The sequence below is a fragment of the Martinezella tropici genome, from assembly GCF_003287875.1.
In the GTDB taxonomy this organism is placed as follows: domain Bacteria; phylum Pseudomonadota; class Alphaproteobacteria; order Rhizobiales; family Rhizobiaceae; genus Rhizobium; species Rhizobium tropici_C.
Genome location: NZ_QMKK01000025.1, coordinates 143,717 through 165,739 on the forward strand (window position 1 = coordinate 143,717; position 22,023 = coordinate 165,739).

General features: G+C 61.7%; 18 protein-coding genes. 1 reads left to right on the top strand and 17 read right to left on the bottom strand.

The genetic code is table 11. The features are described from left to right. Positions 1-79 precede the first annotated feature (79 nt). The gene (locus DQ393_RS08715) at positions 80-1,171 is read left to right on the top strand and encodes a TraB/GumN family protein (RefSeq protein WP_112341354.1); all 1,092 of its coding nucleotides are present in this window, start codon (positions 80-82) and stop codon (positions 1,169-1,171) included. On the opposite strand, the gene DQ393_RS08720 is transcribed toward DQ393_RS08715, so the two are convergent. The 17 genes from DQ393_RS08720 to sdhA all read right to left on the bottom strand — a co-directional run bounded on the left by DQ393_RS08720 (position 1,149) and on the right by sdhA (position 22,020). Further along, positions 1,149-1,661 carry a DUF2867 domain-containing protein gene (locus tag DQ393_RS08720; RefSeq protein WP_169645136.1) on the bottom strand — a complete coding sequence of 171 codons (513 nt, stop codon included), beginning with the start codon at positions 1,659-1,661 and terminating at the stop codon, positions 1,149-1,151. The genes DQ393_RS08715 and DQ393_RS08720 overlap by 23 nt on opposite strands. Before the next feature lie 101 nt (positions 1,662-1,762). Beyond that, the gene (locus DQ393_RS08725; protein WP_112341355.1) at positions 1,763-4,624 is read right to left on the bottom strand and encodes a M16 family metallopeptidase; all 2,862 of its coding nucleotides are present in this window, start codon (positions 4,622-4,624) and stop codon (positions 1,763-1,765) included. A 113-nt stretch (positions 4,625-4,737) separates the two neighbouring features. Then, positions 4,738-6,144 (bottom strand): dihydrolipoyl dehydrogenase, encoded by a 1,407-nt coding sequence (lpdA, locus tag DQ393_RS08730; protein ID WP_112341356.1) that lies wholly within the window; start codon positions 6,142-6,144, stop codon positions 4,738-4,740. A 28-nt stretch (positions 6,145-6,172) separates the two neighbouring features. After that, positions 6,173-6,811 (bottom strand): LysE family translocator, encoded by a 639-nt coding sequence (locus DQ393_RS08735; RefSeq protein ID WP_112341357.1) that lies wholly within the window; start codon positions 6,809-6,811, stop codon positions 6,173-6,175. Between the two features lie 18 nt (positions 6,812-6,829). Beyond that, entirely contained in the window at positions 6,830-7,585 is a 756-nt protein-coding gene (locus DQ393_RS08740; RefSeq protein WP_112341358.1) for an SDR family oxidoreductase, read from the bottom strand. Further along, positions 7,582-8,103, bottom strand: coding sequence for a hypothetical protein (locus DQ393_RS08745; RefSeq protein WP_432421996.1), 522 nt, complete (start codon positions 8,101-8,103; stop codon positions 7,582-7,584). The genes DQ393_RS08740 and DQ393_RS08745 overlap by 4 nt, the downstream gene beginning before the upstream one ends. A 2-nt stretch (positions 8,104-8,105) precedes the next feature. Next, positions 8,106-8,855: a DUF4241 domain-containing protein gene (locus tag DQ393_RS08750; protein WP_112341359.1), complete on the bottom strand. Its 750-nt coding sequence runs from the start codon at positions 8,853-8,855 to the stop codon at positions 8,106-8,108. Positions 8,856-8,870: 15 nt separating this feature from the next. Beyond that, complete coding sequence (gene odhB, locus DQ393_RS08755) at positions 8,871-10,106, bottom strand: 2-oxoglutarate dehydrogenase complex dihydrolipoyllysine-residue succinyltransferase (RefSeq protein WP_112341360.1); 1,236 nt, start codon at positions 10,104-10,106, stop codon at positions 8,871-8,873. A 245-nt stretch (positions 10,107-10,351) separates the two neighbouring features. Beyond that, on the bottom strand, positions 10,352-13,336 hold the full coding sequence (locus DQ393_RS08765; RefSeq protein ID WP_112341361.1) for a 2-oxoglutarate dehydrogenase E1 component: 2,985 nt from the start codon (positions 13,334-13,336) through the stop codon (positions 10,352-10,354). A gap of 176 nt (positions 13,337-13,512) precedes the next feature. Beyond that, positions 13,513-14,415, bottom strand: a complete 903-nt coding sequence (gene sucD, locus DQ393_RS08770; RefSeq protein WP_095432963.1) for a succinate--CoA ligase subunit alpha — start codon at positions 14,413-14,415, stop codon at positions 13,513-13,515. Positions 14,416-14,427: 12 nt separating this feature from the next. After that, a complete protein-coding gene (locus DQ393_RS08775; protein WP_112341362.1) occupies positions 14,428-14,919 on the bottom strand; it encodes a DUF1579 family protein in 492 nt (163 codons plus the stop codon). 5 nt (positions 14,920-14,924) lie between these two features. After that, complete coding sequence (sucC, locus tag DQ393_RS08780; protein WP_112341363.1) at positions 14,925-16,118, bottom strand: ADP-forming succinate--CoA ligase subunit beta; 1,194 nt, start codon at positions 16,116-16,118, stop codon at positions 14,925-14,927. A 27-nt stretch (positions 16,119-16,145) separates the two neighbouring features. Beyond that, positions 16,146-17,108, bottom strand: coding sequence for a malate dehydrogenase (gene mdh, locus DQ393_RS08785; RefSeq protein ID WP_015341411.1), 963 nt, complete (start codon positions 17,106-17,108; stop codon positions 16,146-16,148). 180 nt (positions 17,109-17,288) lie between these two features. Further along, positions 17,289-18,452, bottom strand: coding sequence for a cell division protein ZapE (gene zapE / locus DQ393_RS08790; protein WP_112341364.1), 1,164 nt, complete (start codon positions 18,450-18,452; stop codon positions 17,289-17,291). Between the two features lie 61 nt (positions 18,453-18,513). Then, entirely contained in the window at positions 18,514-19,041 is a 528-nt protein-coding gene (locus DQ393_RS08795; protein ID WP_112341365.1) for a protease inhibitor Inh/omp19 family protein, read from the bottom strand. Between the two features lie 325 nt (positions 19,042-19,366). Continuing rightward, positions 19,367-20,146 (bottom strand): succinate dehydrogenase iron-sulfur subunit, encoded by a 780-nt coding sequence (locus DQ393_RS08800; protein WP_004107862.1) that lies wholly within the window; start codon positions 20,144-20,146, stop codon positions 19,367-19,369. Between the two features lie 17 nt (positions 20,147-20,163). Further along, entirely contained in the window at positions 20,164-22,020 is a 1,857-nt protein-coding gene (gene sdhA, locus DQ393_RS08805; RefSeq protein WP_112341366.1) for a succinate dehydrogenase flavoprotein subunit, read from the bottom strand. Positions 22,021-22,023: the final 3 nt, after the last annotated feature.

A 22,023-nucleotide genomic window follows, 5' to 3' on the forward strand; every position in this document is an offset into this window, starting at 1 on the left:
GCAGAACCATGTCTCGGCATGCCTCCCGAAAGCCGCTTTCGAGCGTTAGGGATCACGCCTCTGCGAACGGAAGATTTTGATGATTTCTGCCCTCGGATCCAGGACGATGCGGTCGACGAAACCGGCACTCGGCGATATCCTACTTTGGCTTGCCACGGCTATTCCGTTGATGCTGGCGATCCTGCTGATCGCGACGATGCTGACGCTGCAGCAGGCGCATGCGGAAGGCGCAATCTCCGATAGCTGCGGCGGCAAGGATCTCATGGCCGAACTTCAAAAGACCGATCCAGCCAAATATGCCTCCATCATCGCCGCCGGCGACAAGGTGGAGAATGGCAAGGGCATCTTCTGGAAGATCGAAAAGCCCGGCCTGAAGCCGTCATGGCTGCTCGGCACCATGCATGTCTCGGATTCCCGCGTGCTCACCATGCCGAAAGGTGCAGCCGACGCTGCTGCGGGAGCCGATACGATCATCGTCGAATCCGACGAGATCCTGGATGACAAGAAGGCGGCCCTTGCGCTTTTTTCCAATCCTTCCCTGACGATGCTGACCGACGGATCGACGATCAGCGAGCATCTGTCGCCTGAAGACAATACCCGGCTCGAAGCCGGTCTGAAGGAGCGCGGCCTGACGCTCGCCGCCGTCTCGCGCATGCAGCCCTGGCTGATCTCGAGCTCCTTCGAAATGACCGGCTGCGAGGTCCGCCGCAAGGCAGCTGGTGCAAAGTTTCTCGACCAGAAGCTCGCCGGCGATGCCGCCGCCGAGGGTAAGAAGGTCGTGGGCCTCGAAACGCTGGCCGAGCAGGCCAAGGCCATGAGCGATCTGCCGATCGCGCTGCATCTGAAGTCGCTGATGCAGACGCTCGAAATGGGCAACAAGATCAACGACGTCAACGAAACCATGACCGGCCTTTATCTCGCCGGCAATATCGGCGCGATGATCCCGATGCTGAAGGTGATCGAACCGGACCAGAAGATCACGGACGACGATACCGCCGCCTTCGAGCAGCGCATCATCCTCGATCGCAACAAGGTGATGGCCGAACGCGCCGCGCCGGTTCTCGACAAGGGTAATGCCTTCATGGCCGTCGGCGCACTGCACCTCGTCGGCGACCAAGGGCTCGTTGCGCTGCTGCGCAAGCAGGGCTTTACAGTGACGGCTGCGAACTGACCGCTTGCATCCGCTTACCCAAATTGGCAAGCGTCGTCGCGACGATCAGCCGGTGGAATGGCGTGATGATGGCGAGATAGATCCGGCCAAGCAATATGTTCCGCCGGACGAGCGTCGTGGCATCGATCAGCCGGCATCCCTGATCGTCATCACGCACGTCGATGACGACGCGAAAATCGAGATGCCGATCGTCGAACCCGAGCACGACCTGATTGTCGGATTTGCTGACGACGGGAAAGAAGCCGATCTTTTCCAACTCCTCTGCTCGAAGATCGCTGGTGGATCTCAAGCCGAACAACCCCGTTACCACATCGCGCACTCGTATCAGCAACCGCACCCAATATGGAAAGCGGCTGAGCATCGTTCGGGCGGCAGCAATGGCCGTCAGGTCCGAGTTCGGGATCTTCAGTTCGTAGCAGTCAGCCCAATCGGCATCCGGCAATGCGGGATGCGGCATAAGGGGCTTCACCATCAGAGGCCTTGCGGACATGGTTTCATCCGTCTTTATTCGACGTCTGAAGGCTACCACACATTGCGATGCGACCCGATCGGCAAATGCCGACTGCGGCAATTTGGCGGGCAGATAATGGACTAACGCACCGCCGATCCACCGGCCGGCAATATCTTCATCCGCCAGGAGGTTGCCGGCTTCAGATAGGTGGTCGCGATGGCGCGAACGTCCTGTGCTGTTACAGCCTGGTAACCGCCGATGCCGCTGCGAATCCGTTCGAGGCGACGCGGATCCGTCTGGGCGTTCTGCAGGCTTTGAAGCCAGTAGCTGTTGGTCTGTTGCGACCGTTTGACCTCCTCGATGATCGGAGCCTTCGCGCGCGTCAGCTCATCCGGCGAGACATCTCCGCTGCGCAGATCGCCGGCGATCTTGTCCACTAGATCGAAGAAGTGATCCAGCTTGGCCGGCGTCGTCTCGACATAGGCGTAGGCGAAGCCATAGCCCGGAATCGACCTCGACAGATCGACCTCGCTTTGCGGACTATAGGTTGCTCCCTCGGCGAGGCGGAACTGGTCGATCAGGCGATTCTGCAGGATCGCCCCGGTCACATTGGCGGCCGCGGCTCTCGGCAGATCCGAGAGAAAATCGCCGATCGGCATGGCGACGGCTGCGCCGGCATTGTCGCTTCGACCGTCGTGAAGCCGGATGACCGGCTCCGTGGTCGGTGCGGGAAAATGCACATCGGCGCCATCCACCTGGCCTTGTGCGTCGCTGCGCGGCGGCAGCGCGCCGAAGGTCTCGGCCGTCATGCGAATGGCATCGTCGACCTCGACGTCGCCGGCGATGATGACCTCGATCGGTCCCTTGGAAAGGAGCGGCTGCAGAAGCGTCTCGAAATCTTCCGGCTTGGCATCGAGCAGTTGCGACCGGTTCGGGAATACCCAGCGCGGATCGCCGGAATGCAGGAGACCGGGCAATTCGCGGCCGACCACGCTGCCCGGCGTCGCCTGAAGCTGATCGAGACTGTTCAGATAGGCCTGCTGCACCCGCTTGAAGACGTCCGGACGATAGGCCGGATCCGAAGCATAGGCCGTCAGAAGCTGCAATTGCGCCGCCAGATCGCGCGGCCGCGTGGCACCCTCGAATTTGAAGGTGGCATCCTGGATAGCAAAGTCATTGCCGACGACCTTTTCGGCAAAAGCCTTCTGCATATCGTCATAGCTGATGGCCTTCAGGCCGGACAGCGGCAGCGCCGGCGCCGCCCAGATCGGCAACGGACGGTCCCGCGGCAGATCCAGCCGGCCGTGGCCGATATTGGCCCGCACCAGAACTTCGTCGAGACGGTACTTGGTCGGCTTTACGGTCAGGCGGACGCCATTGGCAAAGCGAACCATGATAATGCCGAGATCGTCGACCGACCGCCGTTCGACGACGGTCCCAGACTGCCCAAAATTAGTATAGGGCCATGCGACCGCGGCCGCCTGTTCCGGCGCGGTGACCGCAACGGCGCGCGACTCGGCATAGGCCTTCTCGACGGCGGTATTGCCACCCTCGGGCATTTGCGGGATTTGCAGCACGAGCTGCGGACCGTTGCCGGAGAAAACGCGCTGAAGAGTTTGATTGACTTCGCTGGCGCTCAGCCCCTTCATCGCGGCATCGAACAGCGTGAGATCGTCGGCAGGTGAGGTGAAAACCAGGTTCTCGCCGACGCTCCAGGCAAGCGATCCGGCGATATCCGGGCTGGTGCGCGTCGCAGCTCCGCTCGCTGCAGCCTGCAGCGTGGAGCGATATTCGGCAATTTCCCGATCGATCTCGCTTTGGTCGGCACCGAACTGCGCAAGACGGCGCTGCTCCTGATCGATAGCTGCCAGGGCAAGCTGCCACTTGGTGGGATCGCTATCGGCGGCAATCATCGCGACATGGGCCGATTTGAAGAAGTCCTGCGCACCGGCCTGCGCGCTAACGAAGGGCGGATTGGGCTGCTGCGCCAGAAGGGATAGACGCTGGTTGAGAACGGCAAGGCCGATATCCTCCACCAGCTGCGCGCGGCGCTTGGCGACCATATCCGGCGAGGCATCATAGGGCCGCGTCCAGGCAAGTTGCACGCGGGTCGCACCGCCAGGCACGACGACTGTGCCGACCCGCTTTCCATAGCTTTGGAGAGTACCGAGGTCAGGGTCGGCGGGCGCCGCGCTGGCGGCGGCCCAATTGCCGAACCGGTTGCGGATATCGGCTTCGATGGCGGCGGCATCGATATCGCCGACGACGATCAGCGTGGCGCGATCCGGGCGATAATAGCTGCGGTAAAAGTCTCGGACGAGATCGACCGGAGCATTGCGGATGATATCGGTCTTGCCGACGGGCGGGCGCTGCGGCACACGCTGCCCTGGCAGCAGCTGAGCAAGCAAACCGGTGCCGCCACGATATTGCGGCGTGTCGCGCAGTTTCTCTTCCGAGAGAATCACTCCCCGCTCGCGGTCGAAGGCGCCGGCATCGAGCGTCAACTTGCTGGCCGTCTCCCGCATCAGCATCAATCCGGTCGAGACCGTCTCCGGATTGGCTTCGGGAAGATCCAGCGCATAAACGGTTTCGCCGTAGCTTGTGGAAGCGTTCGTATCCGCGCCGAAAGCCAAACCCAGGCGCTGGAGGGTGCGCACCATCTCGCCTTCAGGAACATGGGTCGAGCCCTTGAAGGCCATATGCTCGAGGAAATGCGCCAGACCCTGCTGATCGTCGCGCTCCTGCAGCGAACCGGCGCCGATACGGAAGCGGATCGCCACCTGGCCGGCCGGTGTCGCATTGTGCATGACGGCAAAGCGCATGCCGTTCGGCAAAGTCCCGAAGCGGATTCCTTGCTCCACCGGCAGATCGCTGACCGCCTGAGGCCAGCCCGCGGCCAGCGATTCGGCATGCACAGGTGCCGCAACGGTAACGAGGAATGCAAGCGCCGTCGCAACGAAAAGTTTCAGGGATGGGTAAGCGGCTGGGTTTTGACGTGACATGCTTGCTTTGTCGGTGAGAACGATTGGATGATGCGATGCACGGGAGCTCTGTACATCGCATCATCAGGCAAGCATTGCAATCCCGGCGCTTGTCGCGCCGGGATCGTCCGATCTTACATATGGATCGGTTTGAAGAAGGTCGCGAGCGCGGCTTCCTTGACGGCTTCCGACATGGTGGGATGCGCGTGGCAGGTGCGCCCGAGGTCCTCCGACGAACCGCCGAATTCCATCAGCACGGCGATCTCGTGGATCATTTCGCCGGCGCCGAAGCCGACGATATGACCGCCGAGAACGCGATCCGTTTCCTTGTCGGCGAGGATCTTGACGAAACCGTCCGTCGCCAGCATGGCACGGGCGCGGCCGTTTGCCGAGAACGGGAACTTGCCGACCTTGTAGGCGATGCCCGCGGCCTTCAGCTCTTCCTCGGTCTTGCCGACGGAGGCGACTTCCGGCTGCGTGTAGACGACGCTCGGAATGACGTCATAGTTCACATGGCCGGCCTGGCCGGCGAGGATCTCGGCAAGCGCAACGCCCTCGTCTTCCGCCTTATGTGCCAGCATCGGCCCCTTCACGACGTCGCCGATGGCATAGATGCCGGCGACGTTGGTCTTGAAGTGGCCATCGATCTCGACGCGGCCGCGATTGTCGAGCGCCACACCGGCTTCCTCGAGGCCGAGGCCTGCCGTGTACGGCTTGCGGCCGGTGGCGACGAGAACGACATCGGCATCGAGCACGACCTTGTCGCCGCCCTTGACCGGTTCAAAGGTGACCTTCGCGCCGTTGCCGGTTTTTTCGACTCCGACGACCTTGGCGCCGAGATGGAATTCGATACCCTGCTTGGCGAGCATGCGCTGGAACTGCTTGGAGACTTCGCCGTCCATGCCGCCGAGGATGGTGTCGAGATATTCGACGACGGTGACCTTGGCGCCGAGACGGGACCAGACCGAACCGAGCTCAAGGCCGATGACGCCGCCGCCGACCACGATCATCTTGCCCGGAACCTTGTCGAGCGCGATGCCGCCGGTCGACGAGATGATGACCTTCTCGTCGATCTCGAGCGGCACGCCCGGGATGCCGGCGACGTCGGAGCCGGTGGCGATGACGATATTCTTGCCTTCGATCTCGGTGACCTTGCCGTCGTCAGCCGTGACGGAAACCTTGCCGGCCGAAACGATCTTGCCGGTGCCCTGGAAGGCATCGATCTTGTTCTTCTTGAACAGGAAGGCGACGCCGTCGACGTTCGACTTCACGGTCGCATCCTTGTGCGCCAGCATCTTTTCAAGATTGAGCTTCGGTGCGGCGACTTCGACGCCGAGGGCATCCATGCCATGGCCGGCATGATGGAACACTTCGGAAGCGTGCAGCAGCGCCTTGGACGGAATGCAACCGACATTGAGGCAGGTGCCGCCATAGGTCGCGCGCTTTTCGACGACCGCGACCTTCAGGCCGAGCTGCGCTGCCTTGACTGCGCAGACATAGCCGCCGGGGCCGGTTCCGATAATGATCACATCGTAGGACATTTTTTAATTTCCTTGTTTTGTATCTGTTTTAGTCGGTCGCCCGTGCCAAGGCGAGGCGGATGCCGAAGCCGACGAGCGCCGCTCCGGTGATGCGGTTGAACCATTTGCCCGATGCGATGAAGCGATCGCGGACCGGCTTGACGGTGAAGAAGGTGGAAACGCCGGCAAACCAGGCGACCAGCGCCGTTGCCATGCCGATGCCGTAGCTGAATTGGATGAGCGCCGGCGTATCGTGATGGACGAGCGTCGAAAACAGCGACAGGAAGAACAGCACCGGCTTCGGGTTCAGCGCATTGGTGATGAAGCCCGTCGCCAGGCAGCGCCAGACCGAAACGGGCTTGCGGTCTTCCTCGGTGATCTCGACATCCTTCACCTGAAAGCCGGATTGGCGGAAGGACTTGAAGCCGAGATAGACGAGATAGAGAACGCCGGCCCATTTGATCAGGCTGAACAGGACAAGCGACTGCGACACGATCAAGCCAAGGCCAAGAATGGTGTAGCTGATGTGGAAGAGCAGGGAGAAGCCCATGCCGAGCCCCGTCATCATGGCGGCGCGGCGGCCATGCACGATGCTCTGGCGCAGGATCACGGCGAAATCGGCGCCCGGAACGACGATGAAGATCGAGAACACCGCCATCAGGCCGAGAAATTCGAGAATATACTGCATGTCATCCATCCGTTCTGATCAGCGGCCACCGCTCACATCGAGCACGGCACCCGTTATATAGGATGCGTGCGGGCTCAAGAGATAGAGGATGGCGTCGGCAACCTCATCGGCCGTTCCCGCCCGTTTCATCGGCAGTTGCGGCGCGATATCGCGCGCCCGATCCGGCAGGCCGGCAGCTGCATGGATATCGGTATCGATGATGCCCGGCCGCACTGCATTGACGCGGATGCCTTCCGCCGCCACCTCGCGCGCGAGCCCCACCGTGAACGTATCGATCGCGCCCTTGGAGGCGGCATAGTCGACATATTGCCCGCCGCCGCCAAGCGTTGCCGCCATGGAGGAGAGATTGACGATCACGCCACCCTTGCCGCCATGCCGGGTCGACATGCGGCGCACGGCTTCGGCGGCCGCCAGCATCGAGCCGGTGATGTTGATGCGGAACATGCGGTCGAGCCGCTCCGGCGTCATCTCGTCCAGGCGCTGGATGGTGTCGACGATGCCGGCATTGTTGACGAGTCCGTCGATGCGGCCGAAATGCGCGTCGACTTTGGCAAACATGGCTTTGATATCCTCGGGCTTGCCGACATCGGCGGCGATTGCAATCGCCTCACCGCCGGCCTCGCGGATCGTTGCCACCACAGCCTCGACCGCATCCTTGTTGGACGCATAATTGACCGCCACGGCCCAGCCATGCTGAGCGGCTGCCAGACAAACCGCAGCGCCGATGCCGCGGCTGCCGCCGGTCACGAGAAGCACAGGTGTATCGTCGGTCATTGATTGCATCCTTTCAGACTAAGGACATCCCAGGGCGCGACAGTCGCCTTGCCCTTGCCCCAGAGGGACGACTTCTGGATCGAAGGACCAAGTGCCGGCAGGAACAGCCGGTCTGCAGCGCTCTCGCCTTCCGCCGGCAATGCCCGGATATGGCCCTTCAGATCGGAGGCGTAAACCATGCCCTGCCAGACGGTACAGGCCCGGAGATCCGCGCCGGTGACATCGCCCTCGGGGCATTCGAACATGATCCGGCCATCGGCGCGCAGCCGATCGTCACTGCGCATCACGATGCCTTCGGCCACGATGGTGGTATTGCGCACGGCGAGCTTGAACCTGTTGCTGACCGATGATTCCGAGCCCATCGGCTCGAACCGCAACTCATAGGCATTGTCCATATCGACGTAGACGGCCTTTTCCTGCACGCATTCTTCCGCATGGACAGAGACGGGAGCAACCACACAGGCGAATGTTATCAAGGGCATCGAGGCCAGCCGTGCCATCATGTTCTCAGCCGGCATGGTCATTCCCCTTCCGGCTCATGCCGGCCATCGGCATTTTCAGTCACGCCGAAATCGGTAAACAGAACGAGCGGCCGGCCGCGGGCATCGAGCCCCCAGAAGACCGGATAGAAACCGTCGCCCCAGCCGCTCCAGAAAATGGCGACGTTGCCGCGCTTACCGGATACCGGCCGATGCATGACGTAGCTGTCGCTGTTGGCGCTCAGTTCGGACGCGAGAACATCATCATAATAATTGACGTCGGACGACGCCTTCTCCAGCTGGATCTGCTTTTCGCGTTCCTGGATCAGCGCATAGGTGTCGGCATCCATATAGCAGCCGAGACCGGCATCGACCGGATAGCCGAAGAATTCGTCATTCTTCAGCGAATTGATATCCTGGCCGGGGATTACCGCCAGTTCCCAGCGCACCGGCCTGCCCTCGGCAAAGCGCATGCTGGCTGCGGCGATGCGGCCGAAAGCCTGATAGAGAGTGACGGGATAATCACCGGGGGAAACGGTGCGAGTGAGCGCCGGGCGATCAGGCCCGACGAGCGGATCGCTGGCGACGATGCGCCCGGAAGTCAGCTCGACCTTGCCGATGCGCAGCATGCTGATCGAGCGGGCCGCAAGATCGGCGTCGCCAAGCGACGCCAGATCGAGATTGCTGCTGAACTTGGAAATGTCGATCTCGGCCGCCGTAGCCGACGATGGCACCCATGCGGCGACGGCACACATCAATCCGCGCAGCATCCGCATGGGCCATGTCGACATGATCCAACGCTCCCCTTAGAGATCGAGAACGAGACGTTCCGGATCTTCCAGGCTTTCCTTGACGCGCACGAGGAAGGTAACCGCTTCCTTGCCGTCCACCATACGATGGTCGTAGGAGAGCGCCAGGTACATCATCGGGCGAATAACGACCTGACCGCCGATGGCGACCGGACGCTCCTGGATCTTGTGCATGCCGAGAATGCCCGACTGCGGCGCATTCAGGATCGGCGAGGACATCAGCGAACCGTAGACGCCACCATTGGTGATGGTGAAGGTGCCGCCCTGCATGTCGGCCATCGACAGCGAGCCGTCGCGGGCAGCCTTCGCCAGACGGCCAAGCTCCTTCTCGACTTCAGCGATCGACATCTGGTCGGCATCGCGGATAACAGGAACGACGAGGCCCTTGTCGGTGCCGACAGCCATGCCGATGTGGCAGTAGTTCTTGTAGATGATGTCGGTGCCGTCGATCTCGGCGTTGACAGCAGGCAGTTCCTTCAGCGCGTGCGTAACGGCCTTGGTGAAGAAGCCCATGAAGCCGAGCTTCACGCCATGCTTCTTCTCGAAGACGTCCTTGTACTTGTTGCGCAGGTCCATGACAGCCTTCATGTCCACCTCATTATAGGTGGTGAGCATGGCGGCGGTGTTCTGTGCATCCTTGAGGCGGCGCGCAATCGTCTGGCGCAGGCGCGTCATCTTCACGCGCTCCTCGCGATTGACATCCTCGACGGCGGTTGGGGCACGGGCGGCAACGGGCGCAGCCGGTGCGGCGGCCGGCGCCGAAGCAGCCTTGGCGACAGCGGCGATGGCATCACCCTTCAGGACCTGGCCGCGCTTGCCGCTGCCTTCGACCTGATCGGCGGAAAGATTGTTTTCGGCGAGCAGCTTGGCTGCAGCCGGTGCCGGCGGCATGGAAGACGCCGGAGCGGAAACGGCAGGCGCTGCAACCGGTGCAGCCGCGGCCGGTGCCGGAGCAGCCGGTGCGGCAGCCTGTGCCGGAGCGGCGGCAGCGCCGTTGCCGGCGGAGATCTGGCCGAGCAGCGCGCCGAGGCCTACGGTTTCGCCGGCCTGGGCAACGATTTCGGAAAGCGTGCCGGCGGAAGGTGCCGGAACTTCGATCGTGACCTTGTCGGTTTCAAGTTCGAGAAGCGGCTCATCAGCCTTGATGGCATCGCCGACCTTCTTGAACCAGGTACCGACGGTCGCTTCGCTGACGGATTCGCCGAGGGTAGGAACGCGGATTTCAGTGGCCATTGTTCAAATCCTGATTTTCGTCATTTTGAGTTAGATGGAATTCCGGCGACAGAGGACCGGCGGACGGGTGACACACCGCGACGCTGGCGCCCGGACAACATCAGCGGCCGACCGGGCTTTTGCTTGATCGTGGCGATAGGCTGCATGTTGCTGCATGACGGCCATCTTCTCCCCCGTCGCATCAAGCGGAAGGCTGGAGCGCGACGACGCGATTTTCAAACGAAAACGCGTCATCGCGCAACCCCTCACCCGCCGAGCGCGTCCTCGAGGAACGCCGCAAGCTGCGACAGATGCTTGGACATCAGGCCCGTCGCCGGAGAGGCGGCGGCCGGACGGCCGGTGTAGCGAACGCGCTGGTACTTGGCATCGATATGGGCAAGCACCCATTCCAGATAGGGATCGATGAAGGACCATGCGCCCATGTTCTTCGGCTCTTCCTGGCACCAGACCATTTCCGCATTGCGGAAGCGGCTGAGCTCGTTGATGAGCGCCTTGGCCGGGAACGGATAGAGCTGTTCGATGCGCAGCAGGTAGATATCGTCGATGCCGCGCTTCTCGCGCTCTTCCAGGAGATCGTAGTAGACCTTGCCCGAGCAGATGACGACGCGACGGATCTTGTTGTCCTTCTGCAGCTTGATCGGGCCATCCTTGATCACTTCCGCATCGTCCCACAGCAGGCGATGGAAGGAGCTTTCGCCCGCCATCTCCGTAAGCGTCGACACGGCGCGCTTGTGGCGCAGCAGCGACTTCGGCGTCATGAGGATCAGCGGCTTGCGGAAGTCGCGCTTTAGCTGACGGCGCAGGATGTGGAAGTAGTTCGCCGGCGTCGTGACGTTGGCGACCTGCATGTTGTCTTCTGCACAGAGCTGCAGGTAGCGTTCCAGACGGGCCGAAGAATGTTCCGGACCCTGGCCTTCATAGCCATGCGGCAGCAGGCAGACGAGACCGGACATGCGCAGCCACTTGCGTTCGCCCGACGAGATGAACTGGTCGAAAACGACCTGTGCACCATTGGCGAAGTCGCCGAACTGGGCTTCCCAGAGGGTCAGCGCATTCGGACGGGCGAGCGAATAGCCGTATTCGAAGCCGAGAACCGCTTCTTCCGAGAGCATCGAGTTGATGACTTCGTAGCGGGCCTGGGTCGGCGAAAGATTGGCGAGCGGAATGTAGCGCTCTTCCGTCTCCTGATCGTAGAGAACCGAATGACGCTGCGAGAAGGTGCCGCGTTCGCAATCCTGACCGGACAGGCGGATCTTGTGGCCTTCGACGACGAGCGAACCGAATGCCAGGGCTTCCGCCATGGCCCAGTCGATGCCTTCGCCTGTCTGCACCATGTTGGCGCGGTTTTCCATGAAGCGCTGGATGGTGCGGTGGGCGTGGAAGCCAGCCGGGATTTCCGACAGCTTGCGGCCGATTTCCTTCAGCGACTTCATCGGCACGGCGGTCTTGCCGCGGCGCTGCTCGTCGGCATTGTCGGCCGTGTGCAGGCCGGACCACTCGCCGTCAAGCCAGTCGGCCTTGTTCGGCTTGTAGGACTGGCCGGCCTCGAACTCCTGCTCGAGGTGGGCGCGCCAATCGGCCTTCATCTTCTCGACTTCGCCTTCGGTCAGCACGCCTTCGCTGATCAGACGCTGCGAATAGATCTGCAGCACCGTCTTATGGGCGCGGATGACCTTGTACATGTTCGGCTGCGTGAAGGACGGCTCATCGCCTTCATTATGGCCGTAACGGCGGTAGCAGAAGAGATCGACCACAACGGGCTTGTGGAACTTCATACGGAATTCGGTCGCGATCTTCGCGGCATAAACAACCGCTTCCGGATCGTCGCCGTTGACGTGGAAGATCGGCGCTTCGATCATCTTGGCGACGTCGGACGGATAGGGCGACGAGCGCGAGAAGGCCGGATTGGTAGTGAAACCGATCTGGTTGTTGATGATGACATGCATCGTGCCAGCAACGCGGTGACCGCGCAGGCCGGAGAGGCCGAGGATTTCGGCAACAACGCCCTGGCCGGCGAAAGCCGCGTCACCATGGATCAGCAGCGGCACGACCTTGGCGCGTTCGGAGAGCGGGATGATATCGCCGTCCCACTGGGTGGCGCCCATGTCCTGCTTGGCGCGGGCCTTGCCCATGACCACCGGATTGACGATTTCCAGATGCGACGGGTTTGCCGTCAACGAGACGTGCACCTTGGCGCCGTCGAAATCGCGGTCCGAGGAGGCACCGAGATGGTACTTCACGTCGCCCGAACCTTCGACTTCGTCAGGCGCGTAGGAGCCGCCCTTGAACTCGTGGAAGATGGCGCGGTGCGGCTTGCCCATAACCTGGGACAGCACGTTCAGGCGGCCGCGATGGGCCATGCCGAACACGGCTTCCCTGAGACCGAGCTGGCTGCCGCTCTTCAGGATCTGTTCGAGCGCCGGGATCAGCGATTCGCCGCCGTCGAGGCCGAAGCGCTTGGTGCCCTTGAACTTGACGTCGAGGAACTGCTCGTAGCCTTCGGCTTCGATGATCTTCTGGAGGATGGCCTTCTTGCGCTCGGGATTGAAAGCGATGCCCTTGTCCGGCCCTTCGATGCGCTCCTGAATCCAGGCCTTTTCCTCCGGGTTGGAGATGTGCATGAATTCGACGCCGAGGGTGGAGCAATAGGTGCGCTCAAGGATCTCGATCATCTCGCGAAGGGTCGCGAATTCGAGGCCGAGCACGTTGTCGATGAAGATCTTTCGGTCGAGGTCGGCCTCGGTGAAGCCGTAGGCTTCCGGCGACAGCTCCTTGTAGTCTTCAACGGGAGCGGCGATGCCGAGCGGGTCGAGCTTGGCGTGCAGATGGCCGCGCATGCGATAAGCGCGGATCATCATGATGGCGCGCACGGAATCGCGCGTCGCCTGCAGGACATCGGTTGCGCTCGCCGGCGCGCTGGCGGTTTCGGCCTTCGCCTTCAGCTTGGTTTCGATAACCTTCTCGACAACGCCCCAATCGCCGTCGAGCGCGGAAACGAGATCGCCCTTTGCCGGGATCGGCCAGTTCTTACGCTGCCAGGAGGCGCCCTTGGCCGCCCTCTTCACGTCGTCGGGGCTATCCTCGAGCGCCTTGAAGAAAGACCGCCATTCGTCGGTCACCGACGAAGGATCGTCCTCGTAGCGCGCATAAAGCTGCTCGATATAGGCAGCGTTGGCGCCATCCAGGAACGAGGTGATCTGAAATTGCTCGTTGGCTTCTTGCCTTGCCATGGTGAATCTGCGGGCGCTCTCGCCCGTCTCCCAACTTGTTTGCATTGCCGGTTTTCGGGGTTCCCGGCGACCGTATTTCATCTGAGGCCATCAAGGCCGTCGGTATGCACTTGCGAATGTCTAAACCGGACGGGACAAGGCGTCTGCCGCCCCGTCCGGCCTTGCTATAGGTAGGCTCAGCCCTTCAGGACTTCCACCAGCGTCTTGCCGAGACGCGCCGGCGACGGCGACACGCGGATGCCTGCCGATTCCATCGCCGCGATCTTGTCTTCCGCGCCGCCCTTGCCGCCGGAGATGACAGCGCCGGCATGGCCCATCGTGCGGCCGGGAGGTGCCGTGCGGCCGGCGATGAAGCCGACCATCGGCTTCTTGCGGCCCTTCTTGGCTTCGTCCTTGAGGAACTGTGCGGCGTCTTCTTCCGCCGAGCCGCCGATTTCGCCGATCATGATGATCGACTTGGTTTCGTCGTCGGCAAGGAACATTTCCAGGACGTCGATGAATTCGGTGCCCTTGACGGGGTCGCCGCCGATGCCGACAGCCGTTGTCTGGCCAAGGCCTTCATTGGTGGTCTGGAACACGGCTTCATAGGTCAGCGTGCCGGAACGCGAGAGAACGCCGACGGAGCCCTTCTTGAAGATGGAGCCCGGCATGATGCCGATCTTGCACTCGTTCGGGGTCAGGACGCCCGGGCAGTTCGGTCCGATCAGGCGCGACTTCGACTTGATCAGGCGATCCTTGACCTTGACCATGTCGGCGACCGGAATGCCTTCCGTGATGCAGACGATGAGCGGGATCTCGGCGTCGATCGCTTCGAGGATCGCAGCTGCGGCGCCCGCCGGCGGAACGTAGATGACCGAGGCGTTGGCGCCGGTAGCGTCCTTGCCTTCGGCGACGGACTTGAAGATCGGCAGCTTTTCGCCGTCCTTGCCGGTCCAGGTTTCACCGCCCTTGGAAGGATGGATACCGCCGACCATCTTCGTGCCGTGATAGGCAAGCGCCTGTTCGGTGTGGAAGGTACCGGTCTTGCCGGTCAGGCCCTGAACCAGAACCTTGGTGTCTTTGTTGATGAGAATAGACATGCGAGGCCTTTGTTACGAGAGGTTGGAAGACGCGGAGGCAACGCGACGGTACAAGCCGCTGACGACCTCCTGCCATGTATCGCTGCCGGCGGGCGAGAACGTGACGCCCATGCGGTAGCAGTCTTCATTTTCGAACTGAAAGAGAGTGCGTTGTTGACCGCGCGGCGAGACCTTGGTCAGCACAAGCTTGTCGTCGATCCATTCGCCGGAAGCCGGCGCGGCAGGCGTAAAGCCCACCGTATCGAACTGATAGAGCTTGTAGGCCTGATCCGCAGCGTCGAAGCCGAGAATGTTCCGGGCTTCGAACGATGTGGCGCCGTCCCGCTTCTGGACATAGCGCTGTTCGACGAAAAATCCGCCGAACAGACACTCGGCCGTGAGCTGCGCGGTTGCCGTGCCTTCCTTCGTCCAGGCCGAAGCCGCGACACGCTCCTCCCCTTCCCAGGTGCCGGCAAAGGCACCGAGGCGAAGATGAGCAGCCGTTGGAGCGAAGGAAGCAGCCATCCCGATCAGCCCTTGACTGCCTTCACGATCTTCTGGGCGGCATCGTCCAGGTCATCTGCGGAGATGACGTTGAGACCGGATTCGTTGATGATCTTCTTGCCGAGCTCGACATTGGTGCCCTCGAGGCGCACGACGAGCGGAACCTTCAGACCGACTTCCTTGACGGCTGCGAGCACGCCTTCGGCAATGACGTCGCACTTCATGATGCCGCCGAAGATGTTGACCAGAATGCCCTGGACAGCCGGATCGGCGGTGATGATCTTGAAGGCGGCCGTGACCTTTTCCTTGGTAGCGCCGCCGCCGACATCGAGGAAGTTCGCCGGCTCAGCGCCGTAGAGCTTGATGATGTCCATGGTTGCCATGGCGAGACCGGCGCCATTGACCATGCAGCCGATGTTGCCGTCGAGGGCGACATAGGCGAGATCATATTCGTGGGCCTGGATTTCCTTCTCGTCTTCTTCCGTCGTGTCGCGCAGCGCGCGGATATCTTCATGGCGGAAGAGCGCATTGCCGTCGAAGGAAACCTTGGCGTCGAGAACGCGAAGGCGGCCATTGGTCATCACGATCAGCGGGTTGACCTCGAGGAGCGCCATGTCCTTTTCGACGAAGGCCTTGTAGAGGATCGGAAAGAGCTTGGCGGCATCTTCGCGGGCAGCACCCTCGAGCTTCAGCGCGTCGGAAAGGGCAGCCGTGTTGGCAGCCGTCACACCCGTCGACGGGTCGATGGCCACGGTGATGATCTTTTCCGGCGTGTCGTGCGCGACGGTCTCGATGTCCATGCCGCCTTCGGTCGAAACGACGAAAGCAACCTGACCGACGGAGCGGTCGACGAGGATCGAGAGGTAGAGTTCGCGATCAATGTCGGCGCCGTCTTCGATATAGAGGCGGTTGACCTGCTTGCCGGCCGGCCCGGTCTGCTTGGTCACCAGCGTGTGGCCGAGCATTTCCTTGGCGTTGGCGACAACATCGTCAACGGACTTGGCGAGGCGAACGCCGCCCTTGGCGTCCGGGCCGAGTTCCTTGAACTTGCCCTTGCCACGGCCACCAGCGTGAATCTGGCTCTTGACGACGTAGAGCGGGCCGGGGAGCTGCTTGGCAGCGGCGGCGGCTTCATCGGCGGAGAAGATGGCAACGCCGTCCGCGACGGGGGCGCCATAGCTCTTCAACAGCGCCTTGGCCTGGTATTCATGAATGTTCATGGGTCTATCCCTGTTGGAAGGCGGAAATTACTTCAGCGACGGCGCGATCGTGGCGCAGGCTTCGCAAAGACCCGCAACGGCTGCGACCGACTTGTCGAAGGCTTCCTTTTCGGCCTTGTTCAGGTCGATCTCGATAACGCGCTCGATGCCGCCGGCACCGATGACGGTGGGAACGCCGACATACATGTCCTTGACGCCATACTGGCCATCGAGGTGCGCGGCGCAAGGCAGGACGCGCTTCTTGTCCTTGAGGTAGGATTCAGCCATGGCGATGGCGGAAGCGGCCGGAGCGTAATAGGCAGAACCGGTCTTGAGCAGGCCGACGATTTCGGCGCCGCCGTCACGGGTGCGCTGGATGATTTCTTCGAGGCGCTCGGCGGTCAGCCAGCCCATGGTGACGAGGTCGGTCAGCGGAATGCCGGCAACGGTGGAGTAGCGGGCGAGCGGAACCATCGAGTCGCCGTGGCCGCCGAGAACGAAGGCCGTGACGTCTTCGACCGATACGTTGAATTCTTTGGCGAGGAAGAGGCGGAAGCGCGACGAGTCGAGCACGCCGGCCATGCCGACGACCTTGTTGGTCGGCAGGCCCGAGAACTTCTGCAGCGCCCAGACCATGGCGTCGAGCGGATTGGTGATGCAGATCACGAAAGCGTTCGGGGCATACTTCTTGATGCCGGCGCCGACCTGCTCCATGACCTTGAGGTTGATGCCGAGAAGATCGTCGCGGCTCATGCCCGGCTTGCGGGGAACGCCGGCGGTGACGATGCAGACGTCAGCGCCTTCGATCGCGGAATAGTCGCTGGCGCCGGTGAGGTTGGCGTCGAAGCCTTCGACCGGGGAGGACTGGGCGATGTCGAGGCCCTTGCCCTGAGGAATGCCGTCCGCGATGTCGAACAGGACGATGTCGCCCAGTTCCTTCAGGCCGGCGAGATGCGCCAGCGTGCCACCAATCATGCCAGAACCAATAAGTGCGATCTTGTTGCGCGCCATTTCGGTGTATCCTTTGCGATCAAAATCCGTGGCGGGATACCGTGAAAGGCATCCACAATAGCCGCCAATCGCATAGACCCAAAGGGCGAAATTGGCAATTGATTATTTTGAGATCAGGAATTTCAATCGGTTAGATCGAAAATGTCTTACGTAAACGTAAGACATTTCGTCACCAAATTGTTACTCGGCGGCACGTCTGGCCGGAGTCTGAGCCAGATATTCGGCGCTGCGCATCTCGAATAGCCGCGACGCTGTGCGGTCGAATTCGAAGCCTTCCGTCCCCCGCCGCTCCTCAAGCAAATCTTCCGGCATGGCAGCCGCGGAGACGTAAAGGCGGATATTATGATCGTAGAGCGTATCGATCAAAATGATGAAACGCTTCGTTTGGTTCCGCTTGTCCGGGCCAAGCTTCGGCACGTGATCGAGAAAGATCGTATCGAAACGCTCGGCGATGGCGAGGAAATCGGCAGGCCCGAGCGGCGCGTCGCAGAGATCGGCGAAGGAGAAGCGTGCCATGCGATCGACGGAAAGCGGCACATGGATGGAGCGCCCCTTCATGGGGATTTCCATCGGCTGCGCCTTGCGCCCGTGCAATGCCTGCATCCAGGAGGCGTCCATCGCCATGTCGGCGCGTTGGTCAAGCGGAGTGAGATAGACAGGCTGGCTGTTCAGCTTTTCCATGCGGTAATCGGTCGGCGAATCCAGCGTCACCACATTGACATGCTTCTTCAACAGATCGATGAAGGGGAGGAAGAGGCCACGATTGAGCCCGTCGCGATAGAGATTGTCCGGCTCGACATTCGACGTCGCGATCAGCACGCAGCCGAGCGAGAACAGCTCGGAAAACAGCCGTGAGAGGATCATCGCATCGGCAATGTCGGTGACGGTGAATTCATCGAAGCACAGCAGTTCGGCTTCGGCGTAGAGATCGGCTGCAACAGGCGGTATGGGATCGGACTGCTTAGTCTCGCCATTCTTGAATTTCAGCCGCTGCGCCGCAATGCGATTGTGCACATCGGCCATGAACTCGAAGAAATGCGCCCGGCGCTTCTTCTGGCAGGGCGCCATCGAGAAGAACATGTCCATCAACATGGTCTTGCCGCGTCCGACGCTGCCGTGAATATAAAGGCCTTTGATCGTCTCGGCGGACTTCTTGCGCGCGGCAAACATCCAGCCGAGCGCGCTGGATTTGGCAGCCGGCCGCTTCCGCTTGAGATCGGCAAGCACCCGGTCCAACATTTTCGCCACATCCATCTGCGCCGAATCCACCTGAAGGGATCCGGACGCCGTCAGCGCCTTTAGCTGTTCGCAGACGCTGAGCGAGTAATCTGGCATGGGCTGCATGGGGAAATATCCGCCTGTGCAAATGGGGTGCATCCAAGGGACGCCGCCCCTTCAAATAAGCTTATCGGCTGAGGCTGAGCGGCTGGCCGGAGGCGGTCGAGCCGTCAAAGCGGGAATCTGCTGTCTTGTAGACCGTGCCGATCGTCGAGCCGTCACGATTTTTCAGGAGAACCTGCTTGCCGGAAACTTCCCACGAACCCATCGAGGTCAGTTCGCCGGCGCAACCGCGCGTACCGCCGCGCGAGCCGCCGCCGAGATTCGTCAGCGTCAGGAACATGTCGCAGCTCGATCCGCCATTGCTGACCTTCCAGCTGCCGACCATCGATTCCTTCGTAACATCCATGGCGGAAGCCGCCATCGCCTGCTGCTGCGCGGGATTGGCCCCATTCGGCGCGCTCGCCGGAGCAGCCGGGAATTGCGAGCCGTTACCGGCGCCCGGGGGCGGAAGCTGGCTGGACTGGACGGAAGGAACAGGCTGAGCCTGCAGTGGTGCCGGAGACGAATAACTGTCGTTATTGTATGCCGTGCGCTGGCAACCGGCAAGCGACAGGCCAATCGCCGCAGCCGTCACTGCATATCTAAACTGCATCATCACACTCCTAGTTGATTGTCCACCGCTGACATCTGCGAAGTCATGTTTAATGATGTCCGAATTATCGTATTTCACTTTGGTTAATCAAGTCGATACCGCTACAAATTGCCGTAGGCGATAGCTGGACAAGAATCGGGTGGTTTCAAGGCTAATCTCTGCCAGCCTCGCCCAAAATGGATGCAGGTGGCAAATTTCGCCGTCCTGACCGATCTCATCCGAGACGGATGATATCTCATCTCGTCTGGCGGCCACTCGGGCGCTTCGGCAAATCTGCCGAAGCATTATCTCCTCGTTCGCGGTCAAATGGCCGGAAACGGCGGGCTTAAACCCGCCGCTCGACCATCATCTTCTTGATTTCGGCGATTGCCTTGGCCGGGTTCAGACCCTTCGGGCAGGTCTGAGCGCAGTTCATGATCGTGTGGCAGCGATACAGGCGGAAGGGATCCTCAAGGTTGTCGAGGCGTTCGCCCTTGGCTTCGTCTCTGGAATCGATCAGCCAGCGATAGGCCTGCAGCAGGACGGCCGGGCCGAGATAGCGGTCGCCGTTCCACCAGTAGCTCGGACAGGAGGTCGAGCAGCAGGCGCAGAGAATGCATTCGTAAAGACCGTCGAGCTTCAGGCGGTCTTCATGGCTCTGCTTCCATTCCTTGGCCGGCGGCGGCGAGACCGTCTTCAGCCAGGGTTCGATCGAGCGGTGCTGCGCGTAGAAGTTCGTCAGATCGGGCACGAGATCCTTGACGACGGGCATATGCGGCAGCGGGTAGACCTTCACCGTGCCCTTGATCTCGTCCAGACCCTTTGTGCAGGCGAGCGTGTTGGTACCGTCGATGTTCATCGCGCAGGAGCCGCAAATGCCTTCGCGACAGGAGCGGCGCAGCGTCAGCGTCGGGTCGATCTTGTTCTTGATGTAGAGCAGACCGTCGAGCACCATCGGACCGCAGTCGTCGACATCGATATAATAAGTATCGATGCTCGGGTTCTGGCCATCATCCGGGCTCCAGCGATAGACGCGGAATTCGCGCGTATTCTTGGCGCCGACCGGCTTCGGCCAGACCTTACCTTCGCGCATCTGAGAGTTCTTGGGGAGAGCGAGTTCAACCATGGTCAGTTCCTCTCAGATCAGTACACGCGTGCCTTCGGCTCGATCTTGTGCGGATCGATGCCTTCGGCGATCAGGTCGGTGTGAACCGGACGATAGTCGAGCTTCACGTCGCCTGCCTCATTGACCCAGGCGAGCGTATGCTTGCGCCAGTTTTCGTCGTCGCGGCCGGCGAACTTGCCCTCGGTATAGTCCTCGCGGGCATGCGAGCCGCGGCTTTCCTTGCGGGCCTCGGCGCCGTAGATCGTCGTGATGGCGTTGGCCATCAGATTGTGCAGCTCCAACGTCTCGACAAGGTCGGAATTCCAGATCAGCGAGCGGTCGGTGACCTTGATGTCAGGCAGCTCCTTCCAGATCTCCGAAAGGCGACGGCAGCCGGATTCCAGCGATTCCTGCGTACGGAACACGGCCGCGTCTTCCTGCATGGCGCGCTGCATCTTCTCGCGCAGTGCTGCCGTCGGCGTCGAGCCGCTGGCATGGCGCAGGCGATCGAAGCGCTCCATGATCTTGTCGCAGGCGGCAACATTGACCGGCGGAACCGGGCTGTTGCGGTCGATGACCTGACCGGCGCGGATGGCGGCGGCACGGCCGAAGACCACGAGGTCGATCAGCGAGTTGGAGCCGAGGCGGTTGGCGCCGTGCACCGATGCGCAGCCGGCTTCGCCGACAGCCATCAGGCCCGGCAGCACGCGCTCGGGATTGCTGCTGTCGGCATTCAGCACTTCGCCCCAATAGTTCGTGGGAATACCGCCCATATTGTAGTGAACGGTCGGCAGGACAGGGATCGGATCGCGGGTCACATCGACGCCGGCGAAGATACGCGCGCTCTCGGAAATGCCGGGCAGGCGCTCGTGCAGCACGGCCGGATCGAGATGGTCGAGATGCAGGAAGATATGGTCCTTGTTCTTGCCGACGCCGCGTCCCTCGCGGATTTCCAGCGTCATGCAGCGCGAAACGACGTCGCGCGAGGCAAGGTCCTTCGCCGAGGGAGCATAGCGCTCCATGAAACGCTCGCCCTCGGAATTGACGAGATAACCGCCTTCGCCGCGCGCGCCTTCGGTGATCAGGCAGCCCGAACCGTAAATGCCGGTCGGATGGAACTGCACGAACTCCATGTCCTGCAGCGGCAGACCGGCGCGAGCCACCATACCACCGCCGTCACCGGTGCAGGTATGGGCAGACGTCGCCGAGAAATAGGCACGACCGTAGCCGCCGGTCGCCAGTACCACCATCTTGGCGGCGAAGCGATGAATCGTGCCGTCATCGAGGCACCATGCAACGACGCCGGTGCAGCGGCTGCCATCATCGGACATGATGAGGTCGAGCGCGAAATACTCAATGAAGAATTCCGCATTGTTGCGCAGCGACTGGCCGTAGAGCGTGTGCAGGATAGCGTGGCCGGTACGGTCGGCGGCAGCACAGGTGCGCTGTACCGGCGGCCCCTCGCCGAAATTCTGCATGTGGCCGCCGAACGGGCGCTGATAGATCTTGCCTTCTTCGTTACGCGAGAAGGGCACGCCGTAGTGCTCGAGCTCGTAGACGGCCTTCGGCGCTTCCATGACCATGTACTGCATGGCGTCGACATCGCCCAGCCAGTCGGAGCCCTTGACGGTGTCGTAGAGATGCCACTGCCAGCTGTCCGGCGTCATGTTCTGCAGCGAGGCGGCAATGCCGCCCTGGGCTGCGACGGTGTGCGAACGGGTGGGGAAGACCTTGGTGATGCAGGCGGTGCGGAAGCCCTGTTCGGCCATGCCGAGCGTGGCGCGCAGACCCGCGCCGCCGGCGCCGACGACGATCACGTCATAGGAGTGGTCGATATACTTGTAGGCTTTCCCGTTCTGAGCGGGCCCATTCTGAGCAGAAGAGTTCGGTGCCATGAT

Coding starts and splice junctions, on each gene's coding strand:
- DQ393_RS08735 (WP_112341357.1), bottom strand. CDS start 6,811: ATGCAGTATATTCTCGAATTTCTCGGCCTGATGGCGGTGTTCTCGATC.
- lpdA (WP_112341356.1), bottom strand. CDS start 6,144: ATGTCCTACGATGTGATCATTATCGGAACCGGCCCCGGCGGCTATGTC.
- mdh (WP_015341411.1), bottom strand. CDS start 17,108: ATGGCGCGCAACAAGATCGCACTTATTGGTTCTGGCATGATTGGTGGC.
- DQ393_RS08795 (WP_112341365.1), bottom strand. CDS start 19,041: ATGCAGTTTAGATATGCAGTGACGGCTGCGGCGATTGGCCTGTCGCTT.
- DQ393_RS08745 (WP_432421996.1), bottom strand. CDS start 8,103: ATGCCGGCTGAGAACATGATGGCACGGCTGGCCTCGATGCCCTTGATA.
- sucC (WP_112341363.1), bottom strand. CDS start 16,118: ATGAACATTCATGAATACCAGGCCAAGGCGCTGTTGAAGAGCTATGGC.
- DQ393_RS08765 (WP_112341361.1), bottom strand. CDS start 13,336: ATGGCAAGGCAAGAAGCCAACGAGCAATTTCAGATCACCTCGTTCCTG.
- DQ393_RS08725 (WP_112341355.1), bottom strand. CDS start 4,624: ATGTCACGTCAAAACCCAGCCGCTTACCCATCCCTGAAACTTTTCGTT.
- DQ393_RS08750 (WP_112341359.1), bottom strand. CDS start 8,855: ATGTCGACATGGCCCATGCGGATGCTGCGCGGATTGATGTGTGCCGTC.
- sucD (WP_095432963.1), bottom strand. CDS start 14,415: ATGTCTATTCTCATCAACAAAGACACCAAGGTTCTGGTTCAGGGCCTG.
- DQ393_RS08800 (WP_004107862.1), bottom strand. CDS start 20,146: ATGGTTGAACTCGCTCTCCCCAAGAACTCTCAGATGCGCGAAGGTAAG.
- DQ393_RS08740 (WP_112341358.1), bottom strand. CDS start 7,585: ATGACCGACGATACACCTGTGCTTCTCGTGACCGGCGGCAGCCGCGGC.
- DQ393_RS08775 (WP_112341362.1), bottom strand. CDS start 14,919: ATGGCTGCTTCCTTCGCTCCAACGGCTGCTCATCTTCGCCTCGGTGCC.
- DQ393_RS08715 (WP_112341354.1), top strand. CDS start 80: ATGATTTCTGCCCTCGGATCCAGGACGATGCGGTCGACGAAACCGGCA.
- DQ393_RS08720 (WP_169645136.1), bottom strand. CDS start 1,661: ATGTCCGCAAGGCCTCTGATGGTGAAGCCCCTTATGCCGCATCCCGCA.
- odhB (WP_112341360.1), bottom strand. CDS start 10,106: ATGGCCACTGAAATCCGCGTTCCTACCCTCGGCGAATCCGTCAGCGAA.
- sdhA (WP_112341366.1), bottom strand. CDS start 22,020: ATGGCACCGAACTCTTCTGCTCAGAATGGGCCCGCTCAGAACGGGAAA.
- zapE (WP_112341364.1), bottom strand. CDS start 18,452: ATGCAGCCCATGCCAGATTACTCGCTCAGCGTCTGCGAACAGCTAAAG.